Raw genomic sequence first — 25,348 nt, forward strand, 5'->3', positions numbered from 1 at the left:
GTTATCTCTCATTTTTACTCATGATAATCATATCTAAGTAACATTTACTGTACTTATTGTTTTTATCTTCTTAGGATCTGTAGCCGATTTTGTTATTGATAAGTTCAAAGAGTAAGCATCATGGAACTGGAACACGAAAGTAAACGTCCTCTCTATATTCCCTACGCTGGCCCTATCTTGTTGGAATTTCCTCTGCTGAATAAAGGCAGTGCCTTTACAGAAGAAGAACGCAGTAATTTCAACTTGCATGGCTTATTGCCACAAGCCGTTGAAACAATAGAAGAGCAGGCGGAACGCGCCTACCGTCAATATGTCGATTTCAAAAACGATATCGATAGACACATTTATTTAAGGAATATTCAAGACACCAACGAAACGCTGTTCTATCGCCTCCTTGATGCCCACTTAAGCGAAATGATGCCTATTATCTACACGCCAACCGTTGGTGCAGCGTGTGAACACTTTTCTGACATTTACCGCCGTGCCCGTGGTCTGTTTATCTCCTACCCAAATCGGGCTTATATTGATGACATGCTGCAAAATGCCACTAAGCAGAATGTAAAAGTTATCGTTGTTACCGATGGTGAGCGCATCCTTGGTCTGGGTGATCAGGGAATCGGAGGCATGGGTATTCCTATCGGTAAACTGTCACTGTATACCTCCTGTGGCGGGATCAGCCCTGCTTATACCCTGCCTGTGGTTCTGGATGTAGGGACAAATAACCCACAGCGCCTCAATGACCCACTATACATGGGCTGGCGTCATCCACGTATTACTGGCAAAGAGTATGATGAATTTGTGGATGAATTTATTCAGGCCGTGAAACGTCGCTGGCCTAACGTACTGCTGCAATTTGAAGATTTTGCCCAAAACAACGCCATGCCACTGTTGAACCGCTATCGCGATGAGCTTTGCTGCTTCAATGATGATATCCAGGGCACCGCAGCCGTTGCCTTGGGGAGCCTGATTGCTGCCAGCCGTGCCGCAGGCCGCCAATTAAAAGATCAAACCGTGGCATTCCTTGGTGCCGGCTCTGCTGGCTGCGGTATTGCAGAACAGATCATTGCTCAAATGAAATCTGAAGGATTGAGTGATGAACAGGCACGTGCTCGCGTGTTTATGGTTGACCGTTTTGGCCTCCTTACTGACAAGCTGCCAAACTTGTTGGATTTCCAAAGTGCATTGGTACAGAAAAGCTCCGCCTTACAATCGTGGGATGCTACCAGCGATTCTCTTTCATTGATGGACGTGGTTCGAAACGCCAAACCTACAGTCCTGATTGGTGTTTCTGGTCAATCGGGTCTGTTCACCGAAGAGATCATCCGTGAAATGCACAAACATTGTGAACGTCCAGTCGTGATGCCTCTTTCCAACCCAACATCACGTGTGGAAGCTCGTCCAGAAGACATCATCAGATGGACAGAAGGCAAAGCATTGGTCGCCACAGGAAGCCCGTTTGCACCAGTAAAATATGACGGTCAGGAATATCCAATCGCACAATGTAACAACTCCTATATCTTCCCAGGGATCGGTTTAGGCGTTATCGCTGCCGGCGCTAAACGTGTTACCGATGATATGTTGATGGCTGCCAGCCGCGCATTAGCGGATTGTTCACCGCTGGCACAAACAGGTTCTGGTCCATTGTTGCCGCTGATTGATGATATCCAGGACGTTTCCCGCAAAATAGCCAAAGAAGTGGCGAAAAAAGCCCAAATTCAAGGTGTAGCGATTGTTACATCAGAAGATGCATTGGATGAGGCGATCGAGCGCAATTTCTGGAAACCAGAATATCGCATCTATAAACGCACTTCATTCTGATAATATTGGTAATAAGCCTGCCAATATGATTGGCAGGCTTGAAAAATAATCATCCAGCCAAGTAACTCATAAATAATTGCTTTATATTTTTTAAATTGAATCCGTTTAGGTTCCGATATTCTCCCCCAAAACTTGCTTCAATATTTCAAGTCAAGTAGCCTTTAGGGCATTGGCTCATCTGCACATATAAGGCACACAAAAATCATGTGGAAGCGCTTGATTACTGGTCTCATTTTTATCATTGCTGTCCTTATACTGGCAGCCATTATGCTTGATCGTTGGGTTAGCTGGAAAACTGCTCCTTCCATTTTTGATGATGTTAGACAATTGCCTGAGCGAGAAGTCGGTATGGTACTCGGCACATCCAAATATTATAAAACCGGTACATATAACCAATATTATTTCTATCGGATCCAAGGAGCGGTTAATGCTTACAACAGCGGTAAAGTCAAATACCTGCTATTGAGTGGGGATAACGCCCAGCATAGTTATAATGAGCCAATTACTATGAGAAAGGATTTGATCAAAGCAGGAATTCCAGCCAGTAACATTGTGTTGGATTTTGCTGGTTTCAGAACATTGGACTCGGTTGTCAGAACCCGCAAGGTATTTGATACCAACGATTTTACTATAATCACTCAGCGCTTTCATTGTGAACGTGCCTTGTTTATCGCTATGCATTTTGGCATAGAAGCACAATGTTATGCGGTTCCCTCCCCCAAGAATATGATGACGATCCGTTTCAGGGAAGTATTGGCTCGTCTCGGTGCCTTGACTGATCTCTATATTTTAAAACGTGAACCTCGCTTTTTAGGCCCATTAATGCCGATCCCTGCCCCACATACTGTACCAACAGGAATTCAAGGTTACCCTGCGGTATCACCAGAGGAGTTACAAGAATTAGAAAGGAAGCCGCAAAGCAAAGGCAATAAGAATGGATAAAAGTTGCAGTTTACCGACAAAACTGCAACCTGAAACCTGAAACCTATTAATTTCTTAAAATCTGTCAGAGGTAAAATGGTTAGCAAAACGTTCCTAAACCTTACCTGCCAACTTTACTGTTAAACTGCGCCAGAGCTTTTCCATCGGGCCCTGAGAATAACGCTTCAACCACCAGCAAGCAAACCAAATATTCAATGCCCAGATAAAGGGAATAAATGCCATTAACTCCAAACGGCTAAACTGTCCAAATAACTCAAAGCGATAAAACAGCGTGGTACAAACCAGTGTTTGCAACAAGTAACTACTCAGTGCCATTTTCCCGACCTGCCGGAGCCAAAACGTGATTTTCCAACGCGAAATGGCAGGCCAAAACCCATAAATCAATGCGATATAAGCCAATGCCAGCAACGGTGTTGCCAATTCAGTAATGGTGTAACGGACAGTCCAGGATGCAAAATAACTATAGGGATATAAATATTGTATCGACAAGGCAATACCCTGAATCGTCATACCAACGGGGATCAGGCATAATGCTAATCGGCGGTAATGTTTACGACTGAATTCCCCTTTTAACCAACCATTACGCAGCAACATAGCACCACAAAGCATGACACCCATTATTTGCCAGCCATATTGCACAATCACCAAAATCATCGCACCACTTATCTGACGAATACGGTATTCTATGGCCAATAATCCACCATACGTTTTCCAGTAGCTTTCATAAGAAATATCTTCCGGTGTAGGCTGCCAGAATGAATTATTTTCCCCTAAGGGAAAGAGCCCCAGAAGGTAAAACATCATTACGCCAAATAAATAGCAAGTCACCGCTGTACCAAACAATTTTTGACGATTATCGATAAAACGCCATGCTAATAAGCCAACAACGCCATATGACAACAAAATGTCACCATCCCATAGCAAGACACCATGCAATAAACCAATAACAGCCAAAACCAGTAACCTGGGGATATTCCAATCACGCCCCCGCTGCCGAAGCAATTCGAGTGATGCTCCGAACAACAGCGTCAAGATGAACAAAAATTTTCCCTGAGTAAAGGTATTCAATACAGACCATGTCATCACGTCAGAGAACGAGACTGAATCTTTATAAAACAGATTCATATAGGCTGCATATGGCAAGGCAAAACTGGAAATGTTCAGCAGCAATATTCCCAAAATGGCAAAACCGCGCACGCTATCAAGTATCTCAATTCTCTGACACATTACCCCATTACAACTGTGTTTCATGGTAATAGAAATTCATTATGATAAGTGCAAATGACGCACAGCACGCAGGAACTCCTGTCGTGTATTCTGGCTGGTTTTAAATAACCCACCCAGCGAAGTCGTCGTTGTGGTACTGGTCGCATCGCGAATACCACGCGCTTTCACGCAATAATGGACAGCATCAATGGAAACAGCGACATTATTTGTGCCAAGCAGGGTTTGTAGTGCAATCAAAATCTGCTGTGTTAAACGCTCCTGCACTTGTGGGCGCTGTGCAAAAAACTGGACAATGCGGTTAATCTTTGACAGACCAATGACTTTGTCCTTAGGAATATAAGCAACCGTGGCTTTGCCATCAATAGTAACAAAATGGTGTTCACAAGTGCTGGTCATCGTAATATCACGCACTGTCACCATTTCATCCACTTTCATTTTATTTTCTATCAGCGTAATTTTCGGGAAATTGTTATAGTCCAACCCTGAAAATATCTCATCCACATACATTTTCGCGATACGACCGGGCGTATCTGCCAAACTGTCATCACGTAAATCGAGATTTAACAGTTTCATAATTTCTGTCATATGTTCCTCAATGCGTGCTTTACGCTCCTCTGGCGCTAAAGTTGATCCACGCAATGGGGTTTCAAGACCACGGTCAACCAGTGCCGAATGCACCAGCGCAGCTTCTGTACTTAGGGATGACATCAGTTTCTCCAAGGTAAATATTTCCGTTACTTGACGGGAAATCGGGACACTTATTTTACGCAGATATCAGCAAATGTAATACCACACTAATCTATTTTATCTTGTTCTACGTATATATTCGTCTACGCGAATAGGCGCATAACTATACCTGTACATCCTCAATGCACCAAATCAGGATGGTTCACGGTGGGTATTGGTGCGATAAAATACCAGCAATCCGGCAATGAGCAACCCAATAAATGCGATATACAAAGCAGGTTCCAATTTGCCTGTCAGCCATGTCGAAATAGCTGATAACATTGGCCCTACCAATTGTCCTAGTGCATAACCCGTAGTCAGCAATCCCGCCATATATCGGGCATGATTGGGAGCCAATTCACGCCCATACTGCAAAGCAAGCTGTACTACACACATAAATCCACCGCCTACTAGCAATGCCCCAATCATTAAACCACCAATATCCGGCAACATTTCGGCAATCAAAATACCCACTGCCTGAAGCCATAACGTAACCGCCAGACGAATTTGGGATGTTGATACATTACGCAGCAAAATTCCCAGCATGATACCAATGACCGAAGCACCGCCAAATATTGGCCAGACAAATTGGGCAAACAAGCTATCAGGAAAACGCTCTGTCGCCATTTGGGAAAGAAACGTCGCAGGCAAAATATAGCCAAACCCGGCCAGACTATAACACCACACCAATCGCTTGATTTCCGGTGTCATGCTCAATGTTTGGATCGCCGTCTGCGGACGGTGTAATTCACCGCTGCGAGGCAGATAACGACTGACATAAATACTGAGTAACAGCGCCAGCATGCCATATAACAGCCACGCACTGGCGGCGCTCATCTGCCAGGATTGAACCCCAATTGCTACCATGCCACTGATAAAGATCCCCATTCCTGGCCCAGAGAAAACAGCCGCACTCAACCCTGGCCGATTCAATTTTGCTAATTCATCATTCGCCCATGCGGCCACCAAAACCAACGCCCAGCCACTTGCCCAGCCAATAAAAAAGCGGGCAATACTGTGCAATACTGGTCCATCCAACAATGCGGAAAGCAGGGTGATAATGACGGCTCCCCACAAACCACTCCACAAACGGTATTCCACAAAACGCTGCGCCCGCATAGCATCATAAGAACCCGCCAGATAGCCGAGGTAATTGAATGCTGCGACTATCCCCGCACCCGTTAATGTGAGTTGTGACTCAGCGATCATCAATGGAACTTGTGGTGTAAAAGTGAAGCGCCCTATTCCCATTGCAACAACCAAAGCGAGAAAACCGCTTAATGCAATCTGAAAAGCTTGATAGTTACGACTACCAGATGTAACAGTTTTATTTTTCATAGTGATTAAATAGTAATAAAATTAATTGATTTGGTAGGAATCATTAAGTTATAACAAATCATGAATATAATATACATCTTTTCCTAACAACTCCTTTCTCTGTGACAGTCACCATTTCTTGTCATTCCCCATCAATGCAATCTTTGCCATAATGCATCCGATACAAGCATAACCACTTAAGAACAAATAGCTGTCCACCATCTGCAATAATTGCAATTTGTGACATATTAGGGAGTCTCTTATGGATCACTGTCATACATCAGACTTAATCTCACTTGATCAAGCATTAGAAAAATTACTGACACACACCATTTCCCTCACTGCTACCTCACTGATCACGACAGAAACCATTAACCTGACTGAAGCTGCGGGCAGAATTACCGCCACTGATATCATTTCCCCGCTCAACATACCCTCTTTTGATAATTCAGCAATGGATGGTTACGCCATTCGCCTTGCAGATCTTAACGAAAACCAAACCTTACCTGTAGCAGGCAAGGCACTGGCGGGTATACCGTTTCAGCAGGAATGGCCGACTGGCAGTTGCATCCGCATTATGACCGGCGCTCCTATTCCTTCTGGCGCTGATGCCGTTGTTATACAAGAACAAACGGAGGTTATAGAAACAGGAATTCACTTTACACGTCCGGTAAAACCGGGGCAGAACATTCGCACCATTGGAGAAGATATCAGCCAAAATGCGGTGGTATTACCAAAAGGGATCAAACTCTCCACAGCACAATTACCGCTAATTGCCTCACTAGGCATTGCAACGGTTAATGTTGTCCGCAAACTGAAAGTTGCCATTTTTTCTACCGGTGACGAGTTACAGGCCATCGGTGAACCCTTACAGGCAGGCCAAATTTACGATACCAACCGACTTGCTATTCGCCTGATGCTGGAAAAACTGGATTGTGAAATCATCGATCTTGGCGTAATCCGCGATGATCCCGATGCATTGCGCCAGGCCTTTATCGAAGCAGATAAACATGCTGATTTAGTGATCAGCAGCGGTGGCGTTTCTGTTGGTGAAGCGGATTACACCAAGCAAATCTTAGAAGAAGCAGGAAAAATCAGTTTTTGGAAACTCGCCATTAAACCGGGTAAGCCTTTCGCCTTTGGTAAATTGGAAAATGCCTGGTTCTGCGGCTTACCCGGTAATCCGGTGTCTGCCGTACTCACCTTCTACCAATTAGTACAACCATTGATTGCCCATTTATCGGGTTTTACTGCATGGCAATCACCTATGCGTCTCACAGCCAAGACGACAACACCCTTGAAGAAATCGCCTGGCAGATTGGATTTCCAACGCGGTATTGCTTCACTGAATGAATATGGTGAATTAGAAGTGAAAACTACGGGGCATCAAGGCTCCCATATCTTTAGTTCATATAGCCTCGGCAACTGTTTTATTGTGTTGGAACGGGAACGTGGGCATGTTGCTGCTGGTGAAACCGTGCAAATAGAGTTTTTCAACTACTTACTGAAAAACCAATAATAAGAAGATACTGAAAAATGGCAGTCGAACTTACTGATGAAGAAACCTTGCGTTATAACCGACAAATTGTCTTACGCGGTTTCGATTTCGACGGACAGGAAACATTAAAATCTGCCAAGGTGTTGATAGTGGGTGCTGGGGGACTTGGCTGTGCAGCTTCCCAATATCTTGCGGCGGCGGGTATTGGGACAATTACCCTGCTGGATTTTGATACGGTTTCCCTTTCCAATCTGCAACGGCAAATCCTCCACCGTGATGGGCGTATTGGTATGGCAAAGGTGCATTCCGCGGCGCTGACCCTGCGGGAAATCAATCCACACATCACCATCAACCCCATTGAAGGCTTACTGGATGATCCGGCGTTAGATGAGCTAATCAGCCAACACGAAATTGTGCTCGACTGTACAGATAATGTTGCCATTCGTGAACAACTCAATCGCCTGTGTTATAGACGCAAAATAACGTTGGTATCGGGTGCTGCAATCCGCATGGAAGGCCAACTTTCTGTCTTTACTTATCAACCGAAAGCGCCTTGTTATCGTTGCCTGAGCCGCTTGTTTGGTGAAAACAGCCTGACTTGTGTTGAAGCAGGTGTCATGGCGCCATTGGTAGGAACTATCGGTTCATTGCAGGCAATGGAAACCATTAAGCTACTAACCCAATACGGGAAAACCTGTTGTGGCAAAGTATTACTTTTCGATGCAATGACCCTGCAATTTCGCCAAATAACGTTGCTGAAAGATCCCTTGTGTGAGGTTTGCCAATCGCAGTAACCATGTCTGGCAATAACTATGTCCGTTGGAAGTTTTATTAAAGAAACATCCAGCCAAATTTAGCGGGATGTTTCTCTTCCAATATAAATCCGGCTTACCCGACAATACCTTGACTTATCAAATACTCATCATAAGTACCTTTAAAATCAATAACCTGATCGGATTTAATTTCCAAAATACGGCTAGCCAGTGAACTAACAAAGGCACGGTCATGGGAGACGAAAATCAGTGTTCCCTGGTAGAGTTCCAGCGCAAGGTTCAAAGATTCGATAGATTCCATATCCAGGTGGTTAGTTGGTTCATCCATAACCAAAATATTAGGCTTCTGCATCATCAGTTTACCAAACAGCATCCGGCCTTGCTCACCACCAGAAAGTACACCGACTTTCTTCTTGATATCATCTTGCCCAAACAACAAGCGGCCGAGAATACTGCGTACTGCCTGCTCATCATCTCCTTCACGCTTCCATTGGCTCATCCACTCAAATACGGTCATATCACAGTTAAAATCACTAGCGTGATCCTGTGCGTAATAGCCAATCGTGCTGTTTTCAGACCATTTAATTGTGCCGCTATTTGGTGTTTCTTCACCCACCAGAGTCTTCAAGAGTGTCGTTTTACCGATACCGTTTTCACCGATTACCGCCATCTTTTCGCCGACTTCCATCAGCAAATTCAGATCCTTGAACAGTGGCCCGTTATCGTAACCCTTGGTCAAACCTTCTAATTCCAGTGCATTACGGAACAGTTTTTTCTCTTGTTCAAAGCGAATATAAGGATTCTGACGGCTGGAAGCTTTCACTTCTTCCAACTGGATCTTATCAATCTGACGTGCACGAGAAGTTGCCTGTTTAGATTTGGAAGCATTAGCACTGAAACGGCTAACGAATGACTGCAATTCAGCAATCTGAGCCTTTTTCTTGGCATTATCAGCCAGCAGACGTTCACGGGCTTGCGTTGCGGCAATCATATACTCATCATAGTTGCCAGGGAACAAACGCAGTTCGCCATAATCCAAATCAGCCATATGGGTACATACCGTATTCAGGAAATGACGGTCATGGGAAATGATGATCATAGTGCTGTTACGTTCGTTGAGCACTTCCTCCAACCAGCGGATAGTATCGATATCCAGGTTGTTGGTTGGCTCATCGAGCAGTAAGACGTCAGGATCGGAAAACAGGGCTTGTGCCAGCAATACACGCAACTTCCAACCCGGAGCTACTGCACTCATCAAGCCATAATGCTGCTCAACAGGAATGCCGACACCCAGCAACAATTCGCCAGCACGCGCTTCTGCGCTGTAACCATCCATCTCACCATAAGCGACTTCCAGATCCGCGACACGGTAGCCATCTTCTTCGCTCATTTCTGTCATCGCATAAATGCAGTCACGCTCTTGTTTGACTTCCCACAGCTCCGAGTGCCCCATGATGACAGTATCCAACACGGTATATTCTTCGAAAGCAAACTGATCCTGACGCAACTTACCCAGACGCTCATTAGGATCAAGGCTGACATTACCAGAAGTTGGGGTTAAATCTCTGCCCAAGATTTTCATGAAAGTAGATTTACCTGCCCCATTCGCCCCAATCAGACCATAACGGTTACCGTTGCCGAATTTGACAGAAATATTTTCAAACAGTGGCTTACTGCCAAACTGCATAGTGATGTTGTTTGTACTTAACACAACTGTTGCTCTTATAAGTGAATAAAAAGGGAGATGATAAAACCGATAGCCGCGCATTATGCCACAACAGAAGAAAAGTATCGCCAGAATGCGTTACTCACTTTTAAAGTCAGGGCAATACCTTAAATAACATACTGAATGTTAATTATTTTTTATAAAAAATTTAACATATTGAAGCGTGAAATATAGAACAAAAAACGATACTGTTATAAACTTTTTTCTATATTTTACAAATCAACAAATTGATATATCGGAAAAATGCAATGCAAAAAGTAAGATGGGGTATTATAGGTTGTGGTAATGTAACAGAAGTAAAAAGTGGCCCTGCTTTTTATAAATTAGAGAATTCAGAATTAGTCGCTGTCATGCGTCGCAATGCGGATTTAGCCAAAGATTTTGCCAAACGGCACAATATCCGAAAATGGTACTCGGATGCCGAATCTTTGATTAATGATCCGGAAGTTGATGCCGTTTATATTGCTACCCCACCTTCTACCCATAAGAAATATACCATTTTGGCAGCACAGGCCGGCAAAAGTGTTTATGTCGAAAAACCAATGGCATTAACATTTGAAGAATGCAACGAAATGATTGCCATCTGCCGATTTCAAAAAGTTCCACTGTTCGTCGCTTATTATCGCAGAGCATTACCGAGATTTATTAAAATAAAAGCATTAATTGATTCTGGAGCAATTGGTACACCAAGAATTGTCAATTGCATGCAATTCAGGGAAATGGCGTCTATTTATCAAGATCCTGATAATTTGCCCTGGTTTGTTAAACCTGAAATATCTGGTGGTGGTTTATTTGTTGATTTAGCTTGTCATACACTCGATATATTGGATTTTCTACTGGGTAAAATTATTTCAGTTAAAGGACATGCCCACTCACAGGCAAAAGCCTATCCCGCCGAAGACTGCGTTTCCATGTCATTTATGTTCGAGAATCATGTTCAAGGAGTTGGCATTTGGAATTTTGTCGCCAGTTCTCGTGAGGATAAAGTCGAAATTATCGGTACAAAAGGCAAAATAGTTTTTGCCACATTTGGTGATTCCCCCATTTCACACTATGACGAAAATAACCAACTACACCAATATCATTTCGAAAATCCCAAACATATCCAAATGCCATTCATTCAGACGGTTATTAATAACATACAAGGTAATGGCAGTTGCCCATCCACGGGTGAATCTGCCGCCCGCACCAGTTGGGTTATTAATGAAGTATTAAAAGAGTATCGGGCTGCTTCAAACACTATTTTCCACAAGTAGTCACTAGCTAGATACAATATTGTAAAAAACCTAAAAATAACAAATTTTGTATAACTTTTTAAACTACCTTAATTTATGTAGTGGATCAGATGAATAAGTCTGGTATTGCTGCTTAAAAATATGAAGGGTAGATTGACTACCTTAACGACTACAATAACCATCAAAGTATATCTTTGATGGTTTTAATATATCATTCCTGATCACAAGGTAAGCGCCATCGTTCTGCTGGTTTCTTGATACCCTTCCCTGATATAAAAACGTATCGCATCAACATTCTGAGATAATACGCTCAGTTCAAGGTGTGAATAATGGTTTTCTTGCGCCCACTTTTTCATACCAGCCAGTAATTTCTGACCAATTCCAAGATTTCTGGCATCCTGACTCACTATTAAGTCAAAAACATAACCATAAGTTCTCGGAACCAGGCAATTAAAGGGAGGCGTCTTTTGCTCTTGAGCAATAGCAAAACCTCTAATGCTGCCATTCTCATCTTCTGCAACTAACAAATGAAACTTATCATTATTGATATTGGAAGCAATAAAATCTCTGTCTTGTTCAGCCACTTGCATCCTATCCGGCTGCAATGCAGCCATTTCACTGAACAATACACGATAAAGAGATAAAATAGACTCAATATCCTGCATAGTAGCCGTCCTTATTATCATTATATTCTCTCGATTATTTTTAATGAGTCAGTATGAATTTCCACCAACAGGATAATATGATTATTAAAACGATCAAGTCCCCTCACTGAATACCTCCAATGTGCCAAAATCCCCCGACAAAGCCACAACACTCCCTATTAACAAACATGCAACTGATAATACTGTTGAGTTATATCTGTTTCACTGCGAAGATGGCATCTCTTAAATAACACGTTGTAACTGAGGTTTTTTTAAAATGTCTCTTTCCAAACATCGGGCAGCTTCTTTTCCACTGTTTCCTGTGATTTTATTGTTACTGTCAATGACATCAATTCAAGCTGGAGCCTCACTGGCTAAAACATTATTTCCTGTCATTGGTGCGCCTGGTGTCACAGCTCTGAGACTTGCATTAGGAACGATTATTCTATTTCTGATTTTTAAACCGTGGAGGCTAAAATTTCAGCGTTCTTCATTACTCCCCCTTTTCGCCTATGGCATTTCCTTGGGAGCAATGAACTATCTGTTTTATCTATCCTTATCCCGAATTCCGCTCGGCATTGCCGTTGCGCTTGAGTTTACCGGACCTTTAGCGGTAGCCATGTTTTCTTCCCGCCGCCCTCTGGATTTTCTCTGGATTGCCTTGGTCATTGCCGGATTAAGCTTCCTGCTGCCAATCGGGAATAGCGTCAATGCCCTCGATCCTATAGGTATTGTGTACGCACTGGGAGCCGGTGTTTTTTGGGCACTTTATATTATTTTTGGGCAACGTGCTGGGGCGGGCTACGGTGCCGCAACGGTCTCTATCGGTTCACTCATTGCTGCCTTTATCTTTTTCCCAATTGGATTAATACAGACTGGGACTGAACTCCTGTTCGATACTTCTCTGCTGCCTATTGCCCTGGGGATCGCTATTTTATCCACCGCATTTCCTTACACTCTGGAGATGATTGCCCTTACTCGCCTGCCGGCCAAAACATTTGGAACATTAATGAGCCTTGAACCTGCGTTGGGAGCATTATCAGGCATCATCTTCCTTAATGAGCATTTGACAAAGACTCAATGGATTGCTCTCTTTTGCATTATTTGTGCTTCTATAGGCTCCACCTCGACTATTAAGCGAAAAACTAAAATAGAAAAAGTAGAATAATGACTTTAAAAATATTGATATGATCTATTGAAGCCGGAGAAAGAATTTTATTCTCTGGTTTTTTATTTTCAAAAATTATCAATATGTTATCGACCAATATAATAACTATCAATTTGATAGATATAAGCAACATGACTTCCGGCAAATGATCAACTAAATTTATTCTATCTAATGAGATAACTCATTACTCAGAATTAAGGGAGCATTATGATGAATACAGCAAAATTAATCAAAACCCAACCTTCCGGCCTGATTTATACCCGAAATAATCTTGATGAAGGTATTAAACAGAGAACGATTACTGCCTTAAATCATATGGTAACCCAATTTATCGATCTATCCATGTTGACTAAACAAGCTCACTGGAACATGCGTGGCCGCAATTTCATCGCTATTCATGAAATGCTGGATGATTTTCGTAATTCCATTACGGATCATCTTGACACATTTGCAGAGCGAGCTGTTCAATTAGGTGAAACGGCGCTAGGCACTGTTCAAGAAGTGTATAAACGTACCACACTGGAAAGCTACCCAACAGGTATTCATAGTGTACAGGATCATTTAAAGGCACTGGCAGATCGTTATGCTGTCGTTGCTAATGATATCCGTCAGGCGATTGTTGATACGGAAGATGAAGACACTGCGGATATGTTTACCGCGGCATCCCGTGATCTCGACAAATTTTTATGGTTTATCGAAGCAAATATTGAGCAATAAAATAAAAATATTATTCTTCATTAAGTTAAGGTCACATCTGTGGCCTTTTTTCAATCAACAATGAACGTTGATTGAAAAAATATTAAAAAAAGAAGTTATAACCTTAAAAACCCCGCAAACCTTTAAAAAAATCATTTTTCTCTCTATAATCCTTTTTTGATTTAAAAATAAACATGAGGATTCTATAAGATGGATATCGAAGTCAAAGATTCTAACGGCACATTGCTGAACGACGGTGATTCAGTTCAGGTTATCAAAGATTTGAAAGTCAAAGGGACTTCTAAGACACTGAAACGCGGCACGCTGATCAAAAACATCCGCCTGACTCACCGCGAAGATGAGATTGAATGCAATGCCGATAAAATTAAGGGATTAGTCCTGAAAACTTGCTTCCTGAAAAAAATAGATAAATAACAGTTACAATCCTATTACTGCTTAAAGGATAAATAATATTAAATTTTATATTATTTATCCTTTTTTATTAACGGGATTAAAATCGAATAGTATCGTTCATATTGAGTCAGGCAACTCATTATTACCACTGCCAATGAAGTTTTGCCGCCAAAAAATAGCAATATCACTTAGAAAATCAATCCATTAAATACATAATTCATAAATCAAGCCTTAGAAAAACACTAAATAGATTGGAATTTCAACCAAGAGAATTTATGATAAATATGTTTTTATTCTGATACAGAGTAAAGATATTGAAAATATTAAAATTTATATAGAGGTTACAAGATGAAGACTTCACTTACTCTATGCACAGCTATTCTGCTATTAATATCCTGGAATACATTTGCAACAGAAGCAAAATTGAATGATAAATCTGAAAAATGCCAGGAACGCGCACGTACTATATGTGCCAAGCATATTAAACATCATAAAAAATACCAATTTTGCCTTAAAGAGGTATATAGCGAATGTATGCACCAATAGATACGATATAACTTCAATTCTATTGAATAAGTGCGTTCTTAAAAACCCGTAAGTTAAACTGTTGGGGTGTATGTATACCCGTCATTATTAAGTGACTAAGTGCCTTTAATAACGATGGGTATATGTAACCTTAATTAAATTAATCTTTAAAAGAGTAGATAAATAAATTTTAATACATAAATAAAATTAATCCATAAAATCACCAGAAGTAATATAGAATCTGGTTTTAGGAGGAAAAATGAATTTACTTATTGCAGATATATTAGAATACAAAGGTAAAATAAAACAATTTGCATCAGGGAATAAAAATCTTATTTTATTTTTATGTTTTTTATTTATTCCAGCAAAAGCGGGAGGGATTTTTATCGGATTGATACATTTATCACAATATGTAACAACCACAAATAAAACGATAATTTCCCTTTACTTGATATCAATATTCCTGCTGGCATATGTTATCTTTTATTCAGTACAAAAACCGTTATTTCCATTAAAATACTCAACTCAAATAGTCTTATTTCATCATTAATAGACAAAAGAACTTTCTTTATATGCCGAATTATTTTTATGGCTTATAGTGCTATACCTATTTCTATTTTCTTTTTTATAGGATTATTATCTGGTAGTGTCAATCCATTATCACAAGTCACTTCTGTATTATTCTTGATCATATCTTTTGCCGTAATTGGATTTTCCTTGTCAGAATTAAAATTATCTCACACCATAATTTTATCATTTTTGTTTATTTTCCTATCTATTTTCAGATATAGTCCACTACATAATTTAATTTATATCTTTATTATTTTAACCATTCCTTTTCAGATATTTATTCATGAGAAAGAAGATAAAAAAAATTATCAAAAAAATGGTGTTGTTTTATCTAATAAACTTTTATCTCCTTATATTATAGATTTATCTTATTTCCTCTCAACTAACAAAACGTTTATTGTGAATATAATCACATCAATAGTTGTTTTATATTCCACTGCTTATATAGCTTGTCAACAAGCACCTAAAAAAATCAATTATATTACAATAGGTTATTTTGGATTCATGCTCTATATCTCAATGAGATTATTCTATAATTTAATTCACACCAATAAAAATCACCTTTGTCAACTAATTAATTTTCTATCAACAAAAAAACTTCGGTTTCTTCATTATTGTATATGCCTTTCTGTTTTTACTATCTCATGTTGTGTATTCATTCTCTTTGTGACAAATTCATTGTATATAGTTTTATTTCTTTATTATTATGTAATATCTGTTTTCACTGCACTAATGAACCTATCAAAGACACACTATACAAAATTACTCACATTATGTTCCATAGTTTTATTTTCTTGTTTAGGAGGATATATTTATGCTTGATATCATTGAACTGGAGACGACGGTTGGTAGTAGAAAAATATTCTCAAATGTTAATTGTCAATTTAATATTGGTATAAATCGTATCACTGGCATCAATGGTTCTGGCAAGACAACCTTTCTTTCTTGCCTTTCTGGCATTAAAAAGATGAATAAAGGTAAAATCAATTTTGTCAAAGATCATAAAAATCATTTATTCAACTTGCAAAAGCAAGGTTTTTATCTATCTGACCAAGTTAATTTTTACCATTTTCTTACTGGCCTTGATATCATTAATTTAACCAAACGTTATAAAAAGATAAATCATAACGCTCATTTGGTAGATTATTTAACAGGTCTTGGTATCTCTCATTACTTATATACAGAATTCGGCAATATGTCTTTAGGCACTAAAAAGAAATTTTTACTGACATCAGCATTAATGTCTGATGTTGATGTTTATATTTTTGATGAACCCACTAATGGTCTTGATGTAAAATCAATCACTTTTTTTAGGAAGATGATCAAATCCTTTGCCGACAAAAAAATTTTTATTTTAAGCTCTCATGATGAGAGTTTCTTGCAAGGGTTAATGATCAATGATTATAAGATACATCAAAACCAAGTTATCAAGATGGAACATTGATGCAATGCGATTGGATAAATAACCCATCCTTGAGTTATTTATCCTTTTTCGACGGCACCTTTGGCCGTTCAATTGGAAATACAGGCAAAGAATTCAATAAACGTGAACCATAACGTTTGGTTAATAAACGATTGTCATAAATCACGACATCACCATAACACTCATGGCTACGAATTAGCCTCCCCACTTGTTGGATCAAGTTAAAAGACGCACTAGGCAAACTCTGTACTTCAAATGGATAACGTTGCAAAGATTTCAGCCATGCGCTTTCAGTAATAATCACCGGATTGGTTACAGGAGGAAATGCAACTTTATGGATATGAACTTGTGAAAGATAATCACCTTTGAGATCCAACCCTTCTGCAAATGACTGCAACCCAATTAGAACGCTGGTTTGTCCTTCATCAATACGCTTGCAATGCGTTTCTACCAATCGATAACGAGGCTGATCACCTTGTACCAATAACATCAACCGCAAGTCCGTAACAAAAGTCAGGAACCCTTCCATTGCTCGCTGGCTGCTAAAAAGTACCAACATTCCCCGATGTTTCCCTGCCATCAGTTGGGAGCGAAAATAACGTGACATTTCCTCAAGATGTTGCATTTCGTTTTGAATGGTCGGTTCTAATGTCATTTGAGGAATGATCAAACGCCCTTGTCGCACATGTTCAAAAGGTGATGACAGGCTGACAAAACGATCACCATAATTTTCATGTAATCCGGTAAGTTCCTGAATGCGGGAAAAGCTATTTAGTGAACGTAGCGTGGCCGATGTCACTACAATATGAGGAATAGTGCGCCATAGTAGCTGGGTTAATTGTTCGCTGACTCGAATTCCGGCACAATGAAAATAAAGATGTGATTGGTTTTTCTCATAGCGGCGCGTTAACCATTTTGATATCGGCGCATGGGAAGACTCTTCTTGTGAAGCCAAACGCCACAGTTTTGCCATATTCTCAAAATAACCTAATGTCCGGCTGGATTGCAAAATAGCACGATGCAAGCGGACAATATCTTGTTTGGCTGTCTGATCACCTAAATTATTTAAAATCGCTTCCGCCAAACCACGCAATCCATCAGTGAGTTTAAATAATTGCTGACAGCATAGCAGTAAACTATCCGGTAACTTTCCCAATTCGAATAGGTATTCTTCCGCTTCACCACGCTCAGGCAATAATGCCTGTGTTATCTCCGACAATTCCGTAAAGTATTCACGGATTGTTGCACAATGAGTCTGCAATCGAGGAATATTTGCCAAAGCAGGCGGTTTTGTCGGCCGGAATTGAACCAGGTATTGTTCTACATGACGGATAAATGCATCTAACTGCCCATTAAGCTGGAATAAGGTTATTTCTCCTTCAACTTCCAGGGCATCCCTTGCTACTTCGGGAATATGGTGCCCTTCATCCAGAACTAACAACAGATTTTTTGCTTCCGGCAAAACAGATTCACTTTCCAACGCAGCCATAACCAAAGAGTGATTGGCGACAACAACATCTGCATCTTCAATTTCCCTACGGGCAAGAAAAAATGGACAATGGGAGTAAAACTGACAATTGCGTGCCAGACAGTTCATTTTATCCGTACTGATTTTTGTCCATAGAGAATCTGCCAGTGCCAGTTTATGGTGATCACGTAAACCATCCCATGCAAATGTCGTATAATCACTGCGCAATCGACGGCATAGTTCCCGCTCTTCACTATTGGCTATTTCAGTCTGGTCTTCAACCAGAAACATCAAGTCAATCTGCTCCCCTTCTGCGGCGCAAATAGCTTCCAAGTTACGCGGACAAACATAACGTGCCCGACCAAAAGCGCCCGTATATTTCAGATCAGGAATAATCTTACGCAGCAGCGGTAAATCCTTGCTGTAGATTTGATCTTGTAAAGCAACATTGGCTGTACTGACCACCAATGGTTTCTGTTCTGCCCGACTGATGGCAATCCCAGGGATCAGATATGACAACGTTTTTCCTACTCCTGTTGGTGCTTCTATCACCAAATGCCGACCTTCTTCATCCGCCAATGTCTTTGCAACCTCAGCGATCATTTGGCGTTGCGGCGCGCGTGGAATGAAACCATCAATATGGGTAGACAATGATTTATACCACTGACTGATCTGATTTTTTATTGAATTGGAAAGTGCCATGAATTTTGCTGCTTAAAAATGAGGGGACTATTCTCTCATAGAGTGAATCTCAGATCAGCCTTATAAGGCCATTACTGGGAAACAGTTTCCAGCTTTTGCAAAAATAGTTTATCGCTTGTCTTGCCTCTAGAAGCCGATATACTTTTGGCTTTCTATCTTTTGGATTTTGATGATTGTTATCCTCTTTTTATTAAAACCTTATTGGACACAGAGATGAAAAAAATCCTGCTTATTATCATTATATTATTTTCCATCGGCTCAATTGGTGGGATCTTTCTGGCAGGGATGAATATATATACCCGCTCAACCACACCAGCAGAAGCGCCACAACAGACTCAGCAGGAAAATACGCCAACAGGGCAACAATAAATACGCTGGTTTGTATCGTAACACCAGATGAGGAAGCTCATGAAAAATGAATATTTTGTCAGTTCACAATGGTTAAACGAACATCTCCATGATGAGAATGTTATTGTCATTGATGCCAGTGCCCCAATGCCCACCCAATCCATTGATTATCACCAATTCTGGTTAGAGAAGCACATTCCAGGCACACAATTTTTTGATCTTGATAAAATCGCCAATCTACAAACCAACCTGCCACACATGCTGCCGGAGCCGGAAACTTTCCGTCAGGCCGTTAGTAAAATGGGCATCAGTGAAAATCATCTGGTGGTCATTTACGATCAAGGCAATATGTTTTCCGCCCCACGGGCATGGTGGACATTTAAAATCTTTGGTGCCCGTCATATCCGTATCCTCGAAGGAGGCTTACAAGGCTGGCAACAAGCTGGTTATCCAACCGAATCAGGAAAAGTTACCCGCTCACCTGAAGTTTTCAATGTTCAGTTTACCCCTGAAAAAGTCTGTTCTCAGACGCAAATCCTTGATGCTCTCCGTAATGATGTAGCAGTACAATTTGTGGATGCCAGAGCAGAAGACCGTTTTCAGGCAAAAGTGCCAGAACCCCGCCCAGGTCTAAGAATGGGACACCTTCCCGGCGCTAAAAATGTTCCGTGGACAGCTCTGATTGATAATGGACGTTATAAGCCAGTAGAAGAAATTACGACAATATTCCGCAAGCAAGGTATTGATTTAGACCAATCCATCATAGCCAGTTGTGGCTCTGGTATGACAGCCGCTATTTTAGTCCTGGGGCTTGATATGATTGGTCATAAAGAAGCAGGATTATATGATGGCTCCTGGGCTGAATGGGGAGCCGATGATTCACTTCCATTAGAAAAATAGATGATTAGAAAGAATAAATAGCGATGAAAACAGGCCGATCACAGTTCGGCCTGTTGTGGTATGAAACATAAAATAAAATTAAACTCTTAATGGCTAAACTGAGCTATATTACTTAAGAATCCCGCCAATGCTCTCCTCATATCTGGAATTAAATTATTATTAAAAAATTGAAAGGCTCCATTATTTAATAAAATATTGGACGGGAATTCTAAGCTAGGCAATGACTGTCGCATCACATGATACAGCCAGTTATTGATATCAAAATGAGAAAATTCGGCTGTGTGCCATAAATTTTCCATTATATTTATAGTGCTGCCACTCATTAATTCCACCCGCGATATATGAGATTGCACTATAAGACGAAGTGTATTGACAGAGGAAACCACACGATCAGATATATTACGAACATCTAATATTCCAGCTTCAATAAAATGCAGATATAATGCTTCAAATTGTTCACTCGATATATCTAACGAATGTACAACTCCATTTCCTAATGGAATGGTATTATCAATAATTTCTATAGTGGAATTATCTCCTCTTGGTTTAAAGAATGCCCTTCTCAAGTATTCCACTTCTCCCTCAGCAGGTAATAATCCTTGAGTTTCTAGTCCTACAGTATAAATACCGCTCCCTGTAGGGTTTTCAACTCGCACAATCCTCTCTTCATTTATAGCTCGCCTAAATGCGACTACATGATCGCTACTCATACGTCCTTGTAATTCTCCTGGAAGAGCCAGGTTCATTCTTCTTCCTCCCCCACTACTGAACCCTACACCAAACGCTTCACTAAACTCGCTTGACTGTTGTCCCATCCGCCGCAAACCTCTGGCAATACCGCCAATAGCACCAGCTCCCAGACTCAGCGCCCCAAACCCCAGAGAGATCCATCCAAGCGTTGCCGAGGCACGGGGATTACTGTCTTCTGTAGCAGCACTGGCAATCCCCGTAACATCGGCAACAAGTCCCGCAATAATGGCCGCATCGCCAGCCAGTGATGCCCCGCCTGTGGGAATAGCCATAGCCAAGCCAACAATCAGTCCGATGACTCCGCCAATAATTCCAAACAGGCTGCCCAGACTCAGATGACCAGTAGGGTCAATACGATTAATGGGGTCACCGAGGCAGTAGGCATATGCATTGAGACCCCCGGCACCAAACGGACTCAGGCTATCAGGCGCATTAAAACGCATTAAAACTGGATTATAAGCCCGATAGCCATTACCCAGGTGATAAGTTCCCATCACGGGATCAACCCGTTCACCATTATAAGCCGGAATATCCGGGTTGCTCTCCTCTGCGGCCTGCTGCCCATAAGGCGAATAACGATAGCGGGTTTGGGTACCATCATTTTTATGGCTCACCAACACGCTGCTATGGCTGTCAGTGCCCAATAAATTCGTCTGGGTATCCGTAATGGTCGCAACGAGTTCCCCCTGGGTACGTAACAGCCGCGTCGCCGTGCCACTTTCGCGCAGGATTTCGGCCACGCGCACCGTTCCCTGATAATAAAGTTCATGGGTCTTGTCTGTCCCCATTTGTTGCAGCACCAGTCGGTTGCTTGCATCATAAGCATAGGTACTGGTGCTGTCACTGAAACGGACAGACATCAGCCGCCCCAGGACATCATAGGTTAAATGCCGGCCAGCCTCATCGTCTATCAGGCGACCCGCAGCGTCATATACCAGGGTGATCGTGGCCGGATAATTCGGGTGCGTATGGGTAATGGTATGCAACTGACAGGGATCTGACGCATTGTAGGTAAATGTCGCTGTATCACGGCTTCCATCATTGAGGGTCGTTATACAGGTAAGGATGTTACCCAAAAGGTCATAAGTAAAACGCTGACTGGCAATACTAAAGCCATAAGCATCACGGGGGCATTCTGAACCCGTACAGTGATATTCTGTTAGCCAACGCCGGGCGGGATCATACGTATAGGTTTCCTGACGTAACAAGCCAGCATTCTGTGAACGGGTCAGGCGTGATGCTATTTGTCCTGTGACCGTATAAGTTTGCTCAAGCGTCAGCGTATCCGTTTCTGTCTGGATTTGGCGTTGGGTCTCACGCTCAAAATCATCAAAACTAAGCGTGGTGGTTAATGTTTGGTTATGCTGTTTATCGTGAACACACCAACACTTGACCCGACTGGCCGCATCATAGGTCAATACCACGTCAATATCAGCATCCCGCGTGGCAATCGGACGGCCAAACTCATCAAAACTGACATGACATTTTTTTCCTGTCACGTCCTGATAGGCGGTCAGCCGGCCGATAGGGGAATAGGTATAATGCGCCTCCCGTGCTGCCCCTGCCTTGGCATCCTCAAAATGGAAAGTTTCCCGCTGCAAACGGCCGGAAGCGGTATATCCCATACGATGTGTAGCCCGTTGTGCAGCACTGGCCTCCGTCATCATCCCAGTCTTGGGATCATAGGTAAAGCGCTGCTGTATTTCCCCCGCCTCCACCTGTGTCAAGGCATGATCGAGCAAGGGTTCATAGGTATACATCGTCGTTTGTCCCAACGGATCAGTGACCTGACTGGGATAGGGATTTTTCCCCTGATAGGACGAACGGTAGGTACGCCCGCCACTGGTGGTTACAATCAGGCGGTGCAGGCTGTCGAAGTTACGGGTTCCCAGCACCTTATCGCCAACCGCAATTTGCGTCACTAAACTGTCTGTCGTAAACGGGGCATAAGATTTTCGTACCACCGTGCCATCACTGTGACTGATAGTCAACAACCGTCCCAATAAATCGTAGGTGTATTCCGTTTTTTGCCCCAATGCGTCAATGGTGGCCCGTAATCGTCCCAAGCCATCATAGTGACTGTGCTGCTGGCTATACTGCCTGCCCTGGCTATCATAGAGCGTCATCGTGACAGGCTGATGCCGTTTATTATATTCCACCGTACAGTGACTAAAAGTTAGCCCTTCCGCCTGTCGGGTGATCCGCGCGGTGCGGGTCACCGGATCATAATCGTGTTGGACACTCCCGCCTGTATCCCTGCTAATCCGGTGAGGTTTCCCCCAGTCATCATATTCAATGCGTTGATGGGAGGAAACCTGAACCACACGGGGTGCACTGTCCGTGCCATTTTCCGCGGGCAGCCAGTCGTGCCACGTTTGGGTCACCACACGCCCCCAACGATCCCGCTCCATTTCAGATATTAACTGCCAGACCTGATCGGGCTGCCCCTTTTCCAGTATTTCCTGCTGATAGGCATGCCCCAGCCCATTGAAGCGAATACGCACCTGATTGCCCCACACATCGGTTTTCATTGTCGTCATCACCCCAGTCTCTTCAATGGCATAGTCATACTGCACCGTTTGGCAATAATCGGTATGGGCATTACTGATATGATTTGAAATACGCCCGATATCATCATAGGTATAATCGGCAGTTCGTCCCTGCGCATCCACTTCATGCCATAACTTGTCGCTGACCTGTGATTGGGTGGCCTGGGTCGTGAAACTAAGCTGGTCATGCCCTGTCCATTCGGTGCTTTTTATCAGCGCCTCACCTTGCAGGGTATAGCTGAAGGTTTGATAACTTTTCCATGTCTTGCCGGCAGCCAGTTCCTTTCCTGATCTGGCATATATCGTTTCATCAATACGGTGAATGCGCCCATGATCGGGGGAATTCACATCATTCATATAGCGGGTCTGGCTTTCATGCAACAACTGGCCGGCGCTATACCAGCCCTGATAGGTGCAGACTACAGCATGAGTACCGGGAGCACCGGCCAGTGTGGGTAATAAATCATAGCGATAAACCACCTGATGTATCGGTGCATCATCATAAGTACCTTCGGGAGAAGATTTGCCGGGTGTAACAGTCTTGGATTTGACAAAACGTACGAAGCCATGCGGGGAAGCCGGACAGGCGCCTTCTTCCCCCTTAACCGGATAATAAACCCAGTCAGTACGGGTGCCATCTGGGGCAATCTGCATGGTCGGGTTACCCGCCTCATCAAATTCGGTCTGGACAACCTCCACGTCAGAAACATCATTAAAGCTGATATCTGCCATTTTTGGCATCTGGAATTGAGGGGATTGTTCTTCAAACGACAAACCCACTTGGGCATAATAACTGGTCTTATGTTCCCGCTTGCATCCATTCTGCTCCGTCATCTCGGCAACCAGCAAATGGTATTTGTTATAGCGGCGGGTAATATGGCGTTGCGTTGTACCGTTGTCCCAGTGTTCGGTTGAACCATACTGGTAATCACTTAGGACACCGTAGAGATAGTCTTCATCCGGATGCCAGCGCCCCTGAGCCCCATAACCGAGAAAGTTCGCCGCAGTATATTGATAGGTTCGTACAATATCTGAATCTGGGCTGTGACCGGGCGATTGCGTGTATTGGGTGACATAGGGTAAAGAGGACAAGGGCGCCCCGTCGGGAAAACGGTGACCATCAAGATGATAATTCACCTTCTCCGTCAACCCCGTCGGGGAGGCCACCCGATTCAAAAACTGGCTCTCTATGTCATAACCTATCTCCCAGGTTAACGCTTTGCCGGTAATGGTATCTTTCTGAACCTGAGTCACATAGTCATTCGCGAACAACAATTGAATCTCATAAGCTTCAGTCGTGCCCGGCCAGACCGTGAAACGGGTATAACTGCCGTGTTCATAGTGCACTTTTAACAACACTCGCCCTGTATCATCCGTGATCGCTGTCAGAAACAGGACAGGACCGAAATCACTCTCCCAGTCCAGTTTCAGAGAATGACCAAGGGGGGTAAATATCTGGGTGGGCACTTTGAGGTGATAGGCATTGTCCGGTCCGGTTAAAATTTCAACCATGCCAGATTTATGGATCACCCTGTAGACATTCTGAGCGACATCCTTTTCAAACCGCACCACATCCTGTTTATACTGTTTCAGATAGACGGTATCCTCGTATTCATCCACTTTATAGTGTTCACCGGTTGAGAGGCTTAACTGCCGTTGCTGGCTATCATATTGAGTCAGCCCAAGGGAAAAGCCAATACCAAAGCCAATGTTTCCAATATTAAGCGGGTTATATGACAGTGCTATCGTTTGGGTCGGACCGAGATGGTTATTACCGGTTAACTGAGCCACCAGCATCATATAAGTAAACAGGCCAGTACGGGGATCAACGCTACCCGTGGCCGCACTTTGAAAATTGTGGGCATGAGAGAAAAAATTATTCTGCATTTTGGCGCCTCACTTTTTTATTTGATGAAAAAACTTTTCATT

At 42.5% G+C, this 25,348-nt stretch carries 19 protein-coding genes; 12 read left to right on the forward strand and 7 right to left on the reverse strand.

The features are described from left to right. Positions 1 to 120: 120 nt before the first annotated feature. Positions 121 to 1,818, forward strand: a complete 1,698-nt coding sequence (locus tag Xentx_RS00660; protein ID WP_074018345.1) for an NAD-dependent malic enzyme — start codon at positions 121 to 123, stop codon at positions 1,816 to 1,818. A gap of 204 nt (positions 1,819 to 2,022) precedes the next feature. Then, positions 2,023 to 2,760: an outer membrane permeability protein SanA gene (gene sanA / locus Xentx_RS00665; protein ID WP_074018346.1), complete on the forward strand. Its 738-nt coding sequence runs from the start codon at positions 2,023 to 2,025 to the stop codon at positions 2,758 to 2,760. Between the two features lie 93 nt (positions 2,761 to 2,853). Here the strand turns inward: sanA and yeiB are convergent, their stop codons facing one another. From yeiB to Xentx_RS00680, 3 genes are all read right to left on the reverse strand, one after another. Continuing rightward, entirely contained in the window at positions 2,854 to 4,011 is a 1,158-nt protein-coding gene (yeiB, locus tag Xentx_RS00670; protein WP_074018347.1) for a DUF418 domain-containing protein YeiB, read from the reverse strand. Between the two features lie 15 nt (positions 4,012 to 4,026). After that, positions 4,027 to 4,695, reverse strand: a complete 669-nt coding sequence (folE, locus tag Xentx_RS00675) for a GTP cyclohydrolase I FolE (protein ID WP_074018348.1) — start codon at positions 4,693 to 4,695, stop codon at positions 4,027 to 4,029. Between the two features lie 171 nt (positions 4,696 to 4,866). Then, positions 4,867 to 6,051: a YbfB/YjiJ family MFS transporter gene (locus tag Xentx_RS00680; RefSeq protein WP_074018349.1), complete on the reverse strand. Its 1,185-nt coding sequence runs from the start codon at positions 6,049 to 6,051 to the stop codon at positions 4,867 to 4,869. Positions 6,052 to 6,292: 241 nt separating this feature from the next. On the opposite strand from Xentx_RS00680, the gene moeA reads away from it, so the two are divergent. Then, entirely contained in the window at positions 6,293 to 7,549 is a 1,257-nt protein-coding gene (moeA, locus tag Xentx_RS00685) for a molybdopterin molybdotransferase MoeA (protein WP_074018350.1), read from the forward strand. A gap of 17 nt (positions 7,550 to 7,566) precedes the next feature. Further along, a complete protein-coding gene (gene moeB / locus Xentx_RS00690; RefSeq protein ID WP_074018351.1) occupies positions 7,567 to 8,322 on the forward strand; it encodes a molybdopterin-synthase adenylyltransferase MoeB in 756 nt (251 codons plus the stop codon). Positions 8,323 to 8,416: 94 nt separating this feature from the next. Here moeB and Xentx_RS00695 read toward each other — a convergent pair whose 3' ends face one another. Beyond that, complete coding sequence (locus Xentx_RS00695; protein WP_074018499.1) at positions 8,417 to 10,012, reverse strand: ABC-F family ATPase; 1,596 nt, start codon at positions 10,010 to 10,012, stop codon at positions 8,417 to 8,419. A gap of 263 nt (positions 10,013 to 10,275) precedes the next feature. On the opposite strand from Xentx_RS00695, the gene Xentx_RS00700 reads away from it, so the two are divergent. Beyond that, on the forward strand, positions 10,276 to 11,283 hold the full coding sequence (locus tag Xentx_RS00700; RefSeq protein ID WP_074018352.1) for a Gfo/Idh/MocA family protein: 1,008 nt from the start codon (positions 10,276 to 10,278) through the stop codon (positions 11,281 to 11,283). 200 nt (positions 11,284 to 11,483) lie between these two features. Here Xentx_RS00700 and Xentx_RS00705 read toward each other — a convergent pair whose 3' ends face one another. Further along, positions 11,484 to 11,948: a GNAT family N-acetyltransferase gene (locus tag Xentx_RS00705; protein WP_074018353.1), complete on the reverse strand. Its 465-nt coding sequence runs from the start codon at positions 11,946 to 11,948 to the stop codon at positions 11,484 to 11,486. A gap of 235 nt (positions 11,949 to 12,183) precedes the next feature. Between Xentx_RS00705 and rhtA the strand changes: the two genes are divergently transcribed. The 5 genes from rhtA to Xentx_RS00730 all read left to right on the forward strand — a co-directional run bounded on the left by rhtA (position 12,184) and on the right by Xentx_RS00730 (position 16,723). Continuing rightward, positions 12,184 to 13,074: a threonine/homoserine exporter RhtA gene (gene rhtA / locus Xentx_RS00710; protein WP_074018354.1), complete on the forward strand. Its 891-nt coding sequence runs from the start codon at positions 12,184 to 12,186 to the stop codon at positions 13,072 to 13,074. A 210-nt stretch (positions 13,075 to 13,284) separates the two neighbouring features. Next, positions 13,285 to 13,791, forward strand: a complete 507-nt coding sequence (dps, locus tag Xentx_RS00715) for a DNA starvation/stationary phase protection protein Dps (RefSeq protein ID WP_074018500.1) — start codon at positions 13,285 to 13,287, stop codon at positions 13,789 to 13,791. Positions 13,792 to 13,980: 189 nt separating this feature from the next. Next, positions 13,981 to 14,205 (forward strand): alkylphosphonate utilization protein, encoded by a 225-nt coding sequence (locus tag Xentx_RS00720; RefSeq protein WP_074018355.1) that lies wholly within the window; start codon positions 13,981 to 13,983, stop codon positions 14,203 to 14,205. A 763-nt stretch (positions 14,206 to 14,968) separates the two neighbouring features. Further along, positions 14,969 to 15,259: a hypothetical protein gene (locus tag Xentx_RS00725; RefSeq protein ID WP_074018356.1), complete on the forward strand. Its 291-nt coding sequence runs from the start codon at positions 14,969 to 14,971 to the stop codon at positions 15,257 to 15,259. Positions 15,260 to 16,093: 834 nt separating this feature from the next. Beyond that, positions 16,094 to 16,723, forward strand: coding sequence for an AAA family ATPase (locus tag Xentx_RS00730; protein WP_074018357.1), 630 nt, complete (start codon positions 16,094 to 16,096; stop codon positions 16,721 to 16,723). A 34-nt stretch (positions 16,724 to 16,757) separates the two neighbouring features. Here Xentx_RS00730 and dinG read toward each other — a convergent pair whose 3' ends face one another. Next, positions 16,758 to 18,872 carry an ATP-dependent DNA helicase DinG gene (dinG, locus tag Xentx_RS00735; RefSeq protein ID WP_074018358.1) on the reverse strand — a complete coding sequence of 705 codons (2,115 nt, stop codon included), beginning with the start codon at positions 18,870 to 18,872 and terminating at the stop codon, positions 16,758 to 16,760. Between the two features lie 213 nt (positions 18,873 to 19,085). Here dinG and Xentx_RS19065 point away from each other — a divergent pair, with 213 nt between their 5' ends. Then, on the forward strand, positions 19,086 to 19,241 hold the full coding sequence (locus Xentx_RS19065; protein ID WP_167366736.1) for a hypothetical protein: 156 nt from the start codon (positions 19,086 to 19,088) through the stop codon (positions 19,239 to 19,241). A 39-nt stretch (positions 19,242 to 19,280) separates the two neighbouring features. After that, on the forward strand, positions 19,281 to 20,120 hold the full coding sequence (gene sseA, locus Xentx_RS00745; protein ID WP_074018360.1) for a 3-mercaptopyruvate sulfurtransferase: 840 nt from the start codon (positions 19,281 to 19,283) through the stop codon (positions 20,118 to 20,120). 86 nt (positions 20,121 to 20,206) lie between these two features. Here sseA and Xentx_RS00750 read toward each other — a convergent pair whose 3' ends face one another. Further along, the gene (locus tag Xentx_RS00750; RefSeq protein ID WP_074018361.1) at positions 20,207 to 25,306 is read right to left on the reverse strand and encodes an RHS repeat domain-containing protein; all 5,100 of its coding nucleotides are present in this window, start codon (positions 25,304 to 25,306) and stop codon (positions 20,207 to 20,209) included. Between the last annotated feature and the right edge of the window lie 42 nt (positions 25,307 to 25,348).

It is taken from the genome of Xenorhabdus thuongxuanensis (genome assembly GCF_001908095.1).
Taxonomy (GTDB): Bacteria; Pseudomonadota; Gammaproteobacteria; order Enterobacterales; family Enterobacteriaceae; genus Xenorhabdus; species Xenorhabdus thuongxuanensis.